Source organism: Arcobacter rhizosphaerae (assembly GCF_049472155.1).
In the GTDB taxonomy this organism is placed as follows: Bacteria; Campylobacterota; Campylobacteria; order Campylobacterales; family Arcobacteraceae; genus Arcobacter_B.
Map to the genome: position 1 here is coordinate 79458 of NZ_JBMOVW010000001.1, position 11386 is coordinate 90843.

Genomic DNA, 11386 nt, shown 5'->3' on the forward strand with positions numbered 1-11386 from the left:
TTAAAAATATCTTTTGATACTATTTTCTTAAATTAAAATTTGTTATTTTACATAATTATTTAATTTAGATATGATTTTATACAAATTTTTATGGTATTAGGGGTATGGATGAATTCAAAACAGAAAGTTATTATCTCTTTAATTGTATTGCTAATGACGTTTTTTATAGCAATGAGTGTAAGTACACTATACAATTTTAGAGATTATGGGCTTAAGTCAGCAGAAAAAAAAGCTCATTTAACTGCTGAGGTTATAAAATCAGGTTTAACAGCTCACATGGTAAATGGGATGATGGATCACAGGGAGTTTTTTTTAAAGCAAATTGAACAAGCTGAAAATATTAATGAACTTTGGTTATCACGATCCCCAACAGTTATTAAGCAGTATGGGGAGGGCTTTAATAATGAGATTCCAAGAGATAAAATAGATAAAGAAGTTCTAAAAACTGGAAAAGAAATAACCAAAACTACAGAAACTACACAAAAAAGTCTTATGAGAGTTACTATTCCTTTTGAAGCTTCAGCATTTGGTAATCCAAATTGTATGAATTGTCATAATGCAAAAGAAGGAGAGGTTTTAGGAACGGTTAGTATGGTTATGGATATAACTGATATTCGAACAAGTAGCTTCAAAACTTTGATGTATAATATTGTGTTTACATTAATTCTTATTGGCTTAATATTCCTATTAATAAATAGATTTATAAAACCTTATGTTAGTATTTTTTACTCTATTCAAGAGGTTATGAAAGCTGCATATAGAGGTGATTATAGTTTAAGGGTTAAAAATTTTGGAAATGAAGAGAGCAAAAATGTTTCAGAATTATTAAACACACTTTTAGAAAAACTTCAACATACACTAGAAGAGTTAGATAGAAAAGTATATATTTTTATTAAAAACAAAAACTATGTAAAAGAAGCAGATCCTTTAAAAAATGTAAACAATACAATTGATAGATTATCGGATATATATAAATTTAAGCAAACAATTGAAAATGATAAGGAGTTAGAAGATATTTACAATAGAATAGCTTATGTTTTAGAAAATAGATTTAAATTAGATGATTTTACATTAATTGAAATTGATAATAATAGTAAAACAAAAAAGATAGTTTATAGTAAAAATGAATGTCATTGTAATATTCTTGAAGGAGAGTGCAGAGCAAATAGAATTCATGCAAATGTAGATTCAAGTGTTTTTGCTAAATCGTGTTCTTTATATAATGACAAAGAGGGTGAAGAGTATATTTGTACACCTTATACAATCTCAAATGATATAACTTTAGTTTTAACAATTGTAACAAAATCAAAAGAAAAAACTGCACTAGTAAGAGAGTTTATAACTGATATTGAAGATTACATAACAACAGCAAGACCTGCAATTGTTAGTAAAAAATTAATGCAGATGTTAAATCTTATGGCAAGAGTTGACCAACTAACAGGAATGTATAATAGAAAATTCTTAGATGAGTTTGTAGATGTATCTATTCCACAAGCTGCAAGAGCAAAGATAAATTATTCTGTTCTTATGATAGATATTGATTACTTTAAGATGATAAATGATACTTATGGTCATGATGTTGGTGATGATGCAATTAGAATTGTTTCAGGAGTGATTAAAAATAATATACGTAAGGCAGATATTGCTATAAGATATGGGGGAGAAGAGTTTCTTGTATTACTTTACAATTGTGATGCTACTCATGTTATAAATGTAGCAGAAAATATAAGAAAAGCTTTTTCAAAAGAAAAAATTAGTGCAAATGGTGAGACTTTTACTAAAACATTAAGTGTAGGATGTTCTATGTTTCCACAAGATAGTGATAGTATTTGGAAATGTATTAAATTTGCAGATATGTCTCTTTATGAAGCTAAACAAACAGGAAGAAATAAAGTTGTTAAATTTTCAAAAGAACTTTTAGAAAAAGAAAATATTGGCGAAAGCTTCTAAAAACACTTACTTACTTTAAATATCATAAATCCCTTTATTTAGGGATTTATGATTACTTTAAATAGAAATATACTTAATAAAATCTAAACAAAAAATTAAAAATAATCACACAAAAATATAAAAAATAATACACTTAATCTATAAAATGTTATAAAATTAAGAATAATTTAAGATAAGTTATATATAATTTTGACAGACTTTATGTAAAATATTTACATAATTTATGTAAATATAAATCAAAAATAAAGTTTAAAAGGAAAATATTTTGAATAAAAATGACATAGTATTAAGAAAACCAAGAAAAGAAGATGGTAAAAAAATCCATAAACTTGTTGAGAGTACTAAGGTTCTTGATGTAAATTCTGAATATTTATATCTTTTACAATCAACACACTTTCAAGATTTATGTTCTGTTGCTACTTATGAAGATAAAGTAATTGGCTTTGTTTCGGGGTATATAATACCTAATGAACCAAGTACTTTATTTATCTGGCAAGTAGCAGTTGATAGTGATTTTAGAGGAAATGATTTAGCAAGAAGACTTATTATGGAAATAATTCAAAGAGAAGAGTTAAATATTAACTATCTACATACAACTGTTTCTCCAAGTAATAATGCTTCAATTAGAGTTTTTGAAAAATTAGCAGAGCATTTTAAAACAAATATGAAAAGTGCAGAGTTTTTCACAGCAGATGATTTTGAACACCAACATGAAGAAGAGGTTCTATATAAAATAGGACCCTTTAAATAAATAAAAATAATACGAATAAAATTAAGGAAAGATACACAATGAGAATTTTTGAAAATTTAGAGTCAGAAGTAAGAGGTTATATAAGAAGTTTCCCAACCATTTTTGAAACATCAAAGGGTGCAGTTTTAACAAATGAACAAGGTGAAGAGTTTATCGATTTTTTTGCTGGTGCTGGTACATTAAATTATGGACATAATAATGATCATATTAGTAAAGCTTTAATTGAATATATCCAAAAAGATGGTGTTGTTCATGGTCTTGATATGGCAACAAGTGCTAAAAAAGATTTTTTACAAACTTTTCAAGATACTATTTTAATTCCTAGAAACTTAGACTATAAGGTTCAATTTACAGGACCTACAGGAACAAATGCAGTTGAAACAGCATTAAAACTTGCAAGACTAGTAAAGGGTAGATCAAATGTCGTATCTTTTACAAATGGGTTTCATGGTTTAACTCAAGGTTCATCTTCTGTAACAGGAAACAATGACTATAGAGATGAGAGTTATATTAGTAGATCAAATGCTACATTTATGCCATTTGATGGTTATTTTGGAGATATGAATACTATGACTTTCTTTAGAAAGTTTTTAGAGGATAGTAGTAGTGGTTTAGATATTCCAGCAGCTGTTATTGTTGAAACTATTCAAGGTGAGGGTGGTATTAATGTTGCCTCTAAAGAGTGGTTACAAGAACTAGAATCAATTTGTAGAGAATATGATATTTTATTAATTATTGATGATATTCAAGTTGGTAATGGTAGAAGTGGTGAGTTTTTCTCATTTGAATTTGCAGGAATCAATCCTGATATTGTAACTATGTCAAAGTCTGTTGGTGGTGGTTTACCTATGGCACTTGTACTATTAAAACCTGATTTAGACCAGTGGAAACCAGGTGAGCATACAGGAACATTTAGAGGTAATAATTTAGCTTTTGTTGCAGCAAAAGTTGCTATTGAGCAGTATTGGCAAAATGATGATTTATCAAATGCAGTAAAATATAAAGAAAAAATCATAAAAGAGAAACTAGAAAAAATTGCAGATAAACATAAAGATGAATTAGATGTTACTGTAAGAGGTAGAGGTTTAGCTTATGGTTTTGATATAAAAGGTGACAATTCAATAGCAAGTGATTTATCTTCTATGGCATTTGAGGAAAAACTTATTGTAGAAACTTGTGGTAGTGAAGATCAAATTGTTAAATTTTTACCACCATTGATTATTGATGAAGATACTTTAGTTGAAGGATTAAATAGATTTGAAAAAGCTGTAGATAGATTAATGGCACAGAAAAAAGAAAAGCTATCAGGAGAGTTTTAAGATGATTGTAAAAGATATTAAAAAAGATGTAATAGGAACTCAAAGAGAAGTTTTTGCAGATGGTGGTCAGTGGGTTAGTAGAAGAATGCTTTTAAAAGATGAAGGAATGGGATTTTCATTTCATGAGACTATTATTAAAGCAAATACAAAAACACATATTCATTATCAAAACCATTTAGAAGCTGTTTATTGTGTATCTGGAAATGGAAAAATTGAAGACTTAGCAACAGGTGAGGTTCATGAAATTTATGATGGTGTGATGTATGCTCTTAATAATCATGATGATCATAATTTATATGGAGGGAGTGAAGATATGAGACTTATTTGTGTCTTTAATCCTCCTATTAAAGGAACAGAACATCATGATGAAAATGGAGTATATCCTTTAGAGGATTAAAAATGCGTTTTATATACATAAAGAACTATTTAAAAATACCAAGAGAATCAAAACTTTTATTTTTTAAATTTGTTAGTGGATTAAAAAAGTGTAATCTTAAAAATCAAAAAGTAATTTTAAGTGATAATTCATTGATATTAGAGTTTAGCGATGACTCTAATATTAGTGTAGCAATTAAAGAAATTAAAAACTATTTTAAAAAAGAATCAAAAATAGAAGTAAAAACATTGCAGTCGCTTTTATTGGATAGTGAAGTTTTAACTTTAGTCTTTGATGAAAAAAACAAAAAAAGGATTTATATATAAGCCATGCGTTTATTATCATTAGATGTTAACAAAGATTTAATTAATAAGCTTGAGAGTGAAGAGCTTTATATTTGTGATAAGGCAAGTGATATAGAGGATGCTATTTATCATTGTGAAGTAAGATACTATAACTTAGTAATTATAAAAAGCAATTCTTATGTTGATTTAAAACAAATGTTAAAGTATATTGATCCAAGACTCACAGCTGTAGTTGTTTTGACTGATAATTGTGAAAAGCATTTTGAAACAAATTTATTAAGGTATGGAGCTTTATGTGTTCTTCAAGAGCCTCTTTGTAATGAATTGATTCTAGCAAAACTTGAATCAATTCATAGAGAAAATTTTCAGAATAAATTAACTTTTAAAAATAAATATATTATTGATACTATTGAAAATTCATTAACTGATGAAAATAACAATAAGTTAGTAATGAAAGGAAAACCTTTTAGTATATTAATGTATTTAGTAAAAAATAGACATAGGTCATCGATATCTAAAGATGAAATATTAGATGTGATTTGGGATGATCCTGAATGGGTAGTTAGAAATGTAGTTGAGGTAAACATAAATATTATTAGAAAAGGTATAAAAAATACATTTCAAGATAATTTTATAAACACTATCAGACACAGAGGCTATCAAGTAATATAAATACACGAATAATATAAGGAAAAATTAAAATGAATATTAAAGTTTGTAAATTTGGAGGTAGTTCAGTAAAAGACTCCTCCCAGATAAAAAAAGTTTTTGATATTGTAAAAAGTGATAAAGAAAGAAGAGTTATAGTTGTATCAGCACCAGGTCGAGATGATGAATATAATGAGAAAATTACAGATCATTTATTAAATTTAGCTACTAATGGAAAACATTTTTGTGAGCAAAAAATAGAAATATCTACAAAACAAAGTTTATCTGCGATTATTAGTAAATTTGAAAAACTTTGTGATGATTTACAAGTGGATAAAAAAGTGATATTGAATGAGTTAGAAAAAGATTTGGTTAATAGTACTTTAAAAGATGATAAAAAACAAGCTTTTTTCTTATCAAGAGGTGAACATTATAATGCTAAGATTATTGCACAATATATGAAAAAAAATGGCTTAAATATAAAGCTAATGTTACCAGAAGATTTTGGATTTTTATTGAGTTCTGATTATACAAATGGGAAAGTTCAAAAAGCAACGCATTGTAATATTGCAGATAAGTTTACTTTTGATAAACATGAAATGTATTTAGTTCCTGGATTTTATGGAGTTACAAAAGAGAATGAAATTGCAGTTATGAGTAGAGGTGGTTCTGACTTAACAGGTGGAGAGTTAGCTTATGCTTTAGATGCTGATATTTATGAAAACTGGACAGATACAAATGGTGTTTATGAAGTAGATCCAAGGGTTATAAGTGATGCAAATGTAATTCCAAGACTTACTTTTAAAGAATTAAGACTATTAAGTTCAAAAGGTTTTAATGTATTTCATTTTGATGCAATGCTAAATTGTAAGAAAAGTAAAATACCTATCAATATTAAAAATACAAATAATCCTGAACATGAAGGAACACTTATATTAAATGAAAGAGTTCCAATGGAAGATTTAGTTGGAATTGCCAAACTTGATAATATGGCTTCAATTCATCTTCAAAAAGATATGCTTGCTGACGAAATAGGTTTTACAGCAGAATTACTTAAAATCTTTAGTGAGTACTGTATTAATACTTATCATTATCCAACAGATAAAGATGATATTGCTATTTTAGTTGATCAAGAAGATTTAAAAGGTAATATTAATAATCTAAGAAGAGAAATTGAGCGAAGATTAAAAACAAGAAATATTCATGTAACATATAATTTATCAGTTATTACTTTAGTTGGTATTGGATTAAAAGAAAATACGTTTGCTATAGTTGATGCAATTACAGCTTTAAAAGAAAACAATATCACTTTTGATATGTTTGATATGAGTCCTTCAAAAGTATCATTACATATTGGTGTATCTCAAAATGTAGCAGAAGCTGCACTTCAAACTTTATATTCAAAACTTTTAACTAATTAATAAAACTTGTAGCCATAATAATCATATTATGGTTACAAAAACCATCAAAAAAATTTTAATAGCATTAAAAAACATAATAAAAGAACAATTTTTTTATAAATTTCAAAAAAAAACAACTAAGTCACACTTTTTTTAGTAAGTTTTATAGCAAAAATGGCTATACTTCTAAAAAAATAGCTATATTTGCTACTTTTGTATCAAAAGGTTACAAAAACCCTTAAATATAATAGTTTGCATTATTTAATAGCTAATTTTAGTCATTTTTCTTGTAAAAAGTATTGTTTTTATATGGTTTTTTTAGAGAATTTACGTAAATTTGCTTTAAATTATTTAAAAAATATCATATATTTATTTTTTTATTAATATATAATGCTTTATACATAAGTGCTACACAGAAAAATGTTATTATAATTTTAGAAAAAATAAAGATAAAGGATAATGTATGGAAAATTTAAACATTAACATCTCTATTACAGATGAAAACAATGAAAAGTTAAAGAGTAAAGTACAAAAACTTGATATCTCTTTAGATGAGTATGTAAGTAGACTAATTGATAAAGATATCAATAGTATTGTTCAGTTAGATAATGGTTTTTATTATAATAAAGCAAATTCAAAACTATTTAATAGTTTTAATGATGAAGTTAAGCTTACTAGAATTGAAGAGGCTTTATTCTCACTATTATTAGAAAATAGAGGTGAAATTGTTTCTATTGAAACTATTCATAATGTAGCTTGGAAAGGTAAAAATATGACAAGATTTACATTAAGAAATAAAGTTAAAACTTTAAGAGATAAAACTTATTATGATTTAATTAAGAATCATTCTAATATTGGTTATTCAATGAACTAATAAATAAGTTTACTACTTATTAAAAAACTTAAGTTTAAGACTTAAGTTTTTTAGTTATTTTTTTATAAAAAATTAGATATAAAAAAATAATTATTACTACTTTATAGTTCTTCCATCTTCTAATTTTATTTGATTTCTTCCATTTTCTTTTGCTTGGTAAAGTAGCATATCCGCTTTTTGTATAGCATTTTCATAGCATGAATGGCTACTTCTTATAGTTACACCAGCAGAAAATGTAACTTTGATTTTATTTTCTTTATATACGAAGTTATTAGAAGTTACAATTTGTTTTACTCTTTTTAGATATTGAAGTAGTTCTCTTGTTAGATTAAAATTAACTAGTGCTATAAATTCTTCTCCTCCATATCTAGCTACGATATCATGATCTCTTGTTGCTTTTTCTAAAATCTTAGCAAAAGTTTTTAGTATAACATCTCCACAATCATGTCCATAAGTATCATTTATTTTTTTAAAATGGTCTATATCAAAAAATACTACAGCATATTCATTTCCATTGCGTGTATGATCACTTTCTATTCTTTTTAATTCTTCTTCATAAGCTCTTCTTGTTAAAAGACCTGTTAAATGATCTCTCATACTTTCATTTCTTGATTTTTTTAACTCTTCTTCTAAAGTTTTTACTTTATCTTCAAGTTCTTCAACTTTTGATTTTCCAGTTTTAAGTTTTGTACTTACTGTATTCATCTCACTTTCTATTGAAGTTGCTGCACTAACTAACTGTTTTTGAAGTTCTGCTAATTCTGTTATCCCATTTTTTGATAAATCAATTGCTTCAATTTTTTCTTTTATATTAATAACATTTTTAGAACCATTCCCACTACTTGATATAGCATCATTTAAATATTGACCCATCAATGTTACAAATTGAGAAATATCAGAAGTTTTTTCTACTACTAGTTTTTTATCAGCTTCAAATCTTTTGAAAATAAAATCTTCAATTTTTTCTTGAACTTCTTTTTCAAATAGAATCTCTGGGTTTGCATCAATTTTGATAAACAGGTGTTCAATCTCATCATCAATTTCAATACAAATAGAAGGAAGTACTGATTGTTTTAGCAAAGATGCTAGTGGTGCAACGTTTTCTTTTGATACTCTTTTTAATAATAAAGATATTAATTTAGGCAAAGTATCAATATTGTTTATTTTAACTTCACTTTGCTCTCTTTCAGTTAAGTTATCAAAAAAGCTATTTACTTCCATGTTTTTCCTTATGTCTTTTATTTAAGATAAAAGTTTTTTAGTTGTTTCATTTATTCTTTTTCCATCAGCAACACCTGCAAATTTTTTAGTTGCCTGCCCCATAATTTTACCAATATCTTTCATTGATGTAGCACCTGTTTGTTCAATAATTTCTTTAAGTCCTTCTTCAAGTTCTTCATCAGTAAGTTGTTTTGGTAGATATTGAGCGAAAACATCAATTTGTTCTTGTTCTTTAGCTGCTAAATCATCTCTTGAAGCCTCTTTATATTGAGTTACAGCTTCTTCTCTTTGTTTAATACCTTTTTGAATTAGTTTAATGATATCTTCGTCATTTAATTCTTTTCTTTCATCAACTTCTATTTGTTTAATCATTGTATTAATAGCTCTAACTGAGTCTCTTTTAACAACATTTTTTTCTTTCATTGCAGTTTTTACATCATCTTTTAATTGCTGTTTTAAGCTCATTTATATCCTTTGTTTTTTAATAATTAAATTTAAATAATTATATCTTTTTATGAATTAAAGCTTTCAATTAACTCTTCAAGCTCTAAATACCTTTCAACTTTTTGTTCATAGATACTTTGTGTTTCTTCTAACTCTTTTGAAACTGCTACAATTCCTTTTTGTTCATAACAAGCAGGATTTGCTAAACAAGTGTTTATTTCTTCTATTTTTTTTTCAAGTTCTTCAATTTCTTGGGGTAACTTATCATAATCCCTTTGATCTTTGTATGAAAGTTTTGTTTGTTTTTTTTCAGAATTTTTAGCTTTAGAAATTGTTTGTTTAGAAGAATTTTTTTCTAAGTCTTCAAGTTCTCGAAGTTCTTTTTCTATTTCTAAATATTCAGTATATGCTTGGAAACTTTCTTCAACTTGTGCACTTCCTTTAAAAACAAATAATTTTTTTGCGATCTTATCAACAAAATATCTATCATGTGATACAAAGATAAGTGCACCTTGAAAGTTTTGTAAGTACTCTTCTAAAATATTAATAGTTGGAATATCTAAATCATTTGTCGGTTCATCAAGGATTAGACAATCAACATTCTTTGTAAAAAGTAGGGCAAGGGCAACTCTATTTTTTTCACCTCCACTTAAAACCCCAATTTTTTTATCTAAATATTCTCTTGGAAATAAAAAATTCTTTAAATAGCCATAAACATGGAGGTTCCTTCCATCATCAAGGACTACTCTATCTCCACCATTTGGACAAAATGTTTCCATTAAGTTTTTGTTATCATCTAACATTTCTCTTTGTTGATCAAAGTATCCTATATTGAAATCACCTTTTTTAAACCTTCCACTATCTATGCTCATTTTTTCCATGAAAATTTTAAGTAAAGTTGATTTTCCACTTCCATTTGGTCCTACAATAGCAATAGTATCTTTTTGTAAAATTCTAGTTGTAAAATCTCTTATAAGCTCTTTATCTCCTAGTTTTTTACAAATATCATCTAATTCATAAAGCATTTTCTTTTTATTTTGTTGCTTTTCTTCACTATTAAATGATTTTTGTTCTCTTTGAAGTTCTAGGCTCATTTTTCTAATAGCAGCTGGATTGGATTTTGCTTGTTTTTTTAACTCAAAATATTCTGATTTTCTTCTTTCATTTCTTTTTCTTCTAGCAGTAACACCTCTTTGCATCCAATGAGCTTCTCTTTTTACAAGTCTTAACAGATTATCATGGTCTTTTTGCATATTTTGAAGTATTTGCTGCTTTTGTTCTAAATATGAAGAATATCCACCATTAAATCTTTTTAATGTTCCACCTTCAACTTCAATAATTGCTGTTGCAATGTTATCTATAAAGTATCTATCATGTGATATAAAAAGTAATGTAAAATTGTTTTTTAGAAGTAAACTTTCTAAAAATTCAACCATATAAACATCAAGGTGGTTTGTTGGCTCATCAAGTAAAAGCACATCAGGTTTTTTAAGTAATAATCCAGCTAAACTAACTCTTCTTTGCTCTCCACCACTTAAAAGATTTACATCTTTAAACTCATACTGTTTTAATTGGAACTCTTTTAAAACTCTCTCAATAGTGTTATCTAAATCCCAAGCATTATGAAAATCAATAAAAGTCACAAGTTGACTTTGTCTTTTTAATAGTTCTTGATTTTCATAGTCTGTAGCAATTTGTAATGTAATTTGTTCATATTCATTTTTTGCTTCTTTTATTTGTGTTAATTGCTCTTCAATAGCTTGTCTTACATTGATACCAGCTTTAAATTTTGGTTGTTGGTCAAGCATTTCAATTTTTAGAGATTTATCTATTGAAATTTCTCCACTATCAGGTTCTACTTGATTCATTATTATTTTAAATAATGTAGATTTTCCTTGTCCATTTTGTCCAATAACTGCAATTCTTTGACCTTGAGTTAAAGTAAAGTTTGCATCTTTTAAAATAGTTTTTATATCGTATTGTTTGTTTATGTTTTGTAGGTCTATTAGTGCCATAAAATAATTCTTCTTTTGTAAATTGATTTAAAATAGTTAGAAATCAAAATTTTCTTTAAATTTAAATAATGATATTACCTATT

At 26.4% G+C, this 11386-nt stretch carries 11 protein-coding genes; 8 read left to right on the top strand and 3 right to left on the bottom strand.

Going from position 1 to position 11386, the window contains the following annotated elements; genetic code table 11:
- Nucleotides 1–108 precede the first annotated feature (108 nt).
- From ACH5BH_RS00395 to ACH5BH_RS00430, 8 genes are all read left to right on the top strand, one after another.
- Nucleotides 109–1950 (top strand): GGDEF domain-containing protein, encoded by a 1842-nt coding sequence (locus tag ACH5BH_RS00395; RefSeq protein ID WP_423297081.1) that lies wholly within the window; start codon nt 109–111, stop codon nt 1948–1950.
- A gap of 265 nt (nt 1951–2215) precedes the next feature.
- Nucleotides 2216–2701 carry a diaminobutyrate acetyltransferase gene (gene ectA, locus ACH5BH_RS00400; protein ID WP_423297082.1) on the top strand — a complete coding sequence of 162 codons (486 nt, stop codon included), beginning with the start codon at nt 2216–2218 and terminating at the stop codon, nt 2699–2701.
- A gap of 38 nt (nt 2702–2739) precedes the next feature.
- Entirely contained in the window at nt 2740–4020 is a 1281-nt protein-coding gene (gene ectB, locus ACH5BH_RS00405) for a diaminobutyrate--2-oxoglutarate transaminase (RefSeq protein WP_423297083.1), read from the top strand.
- A 1-nt stretch (nt 4021) separates the two neighbouring features.
- Nucleotides 4022–4417 carry an ectoine synthase gene (locus ACH5BH_RS00410; RefSeq protein ID WP_423297084.1) on the top strand — a complete coding sequence of 132 codons (396 nt, stop codon included), beginning with the start codon at nt 4022–4024 and terminating at the stop codon, nt 4415–4417.
- Nucleotides 4418–4419: 2 nt separating this feature from the next.
- Nucleotides 4420–4722: a hypothetical protein gene (locus tag ACH5BH_RS00415; RefSeq protein ID WP_404304494.1), complete on the top strand. Its 303-nt coding sequence runs from the start codon at nt 4420–4422 to the stop codon at nt 4720–4722.
- Nucleotides 4723–4725: 3 nt separating this feature from the next.
- On the top strand, nt 4726–5373 hold the full coding sequence (locus ACH5BH_RS00420) for a winged helix-turn-helix domain-containing protein (protein WP_404304492.1): 648 nt from the start codon (nt 4726–4728) through the stop codon (nt 5371–5373).
- Nucleotides 5374–5402: 29 nt separating this feature from the next.
- Nucleotides 5403–6770, top strand: a complete 1368-nt coding sequence (locus ACH5BH_RS00425) for an aspartate kinase (RefSeq protein ID WP_404304490.1) — start codon at nt 5403–5405, stop codon at nt 6768–6770.
- A gap of 442 nt (nt 6771–7212) precedes the next feature.
- On the top strand, nt 7213–7623 hold the full coding sequence (locus ACH5BH_RS00430) for a winged helix-turn-helix domain-containing protein (protein ID WP_404304488.1): 411 nt from the start codon (nt 7213–7215) through the stop codon (nt 7621–7623).
- A gap of 96 nt (nt 7624–7719) precedes the next feature.
- On the opposite strand, the gene ACH5BH_RS00435 is transcribed toward ACH5BH_RS00430, so the two are convergent.
- The 3 genes from ACH5BH_RS00435 to abc-f are packed head-to-tail and all read right to left on the bottom strand — an operon-like array spanning nt 7720 to nt 11303.
- Nucleotides 7720–8844, bottom strand: a complete 1125-nt coding sequence (locus tag ACH5BH_RS00435; protein WP_423297085.1) for a GGDEF domain-containing protein — start codon at nt 8842–8844, stop codon at nt 7720–7722.
- 21 nt (nt 8845–8865) lie between these two features.
- Nucleotides 8866–9309, bottom strand: coding sequence for a GatB/YqeY domain-containing protein (locus ACH5BH_RS00440; protein WP_404304484.1), 444 nt, complete (start codon nt 9307–9309; stop codon nt 8866–8868).
- 47 nt (nt 9310–9356) lie between these two features.
- Nucleotides 9357–11303, bottom strand: a complete 1947-nt coding sequence (abc-f, locus tag ACH5BH_RS00445; RefSeq protein ID WP_423297086.1) for a ribosomal protection-like ABC-F family protein — start codon at nt 11301–11303, stop codon at nt 9357–9359.
- Nucleotides 11304–11386 lie beyond the last annotated feature (83 nt).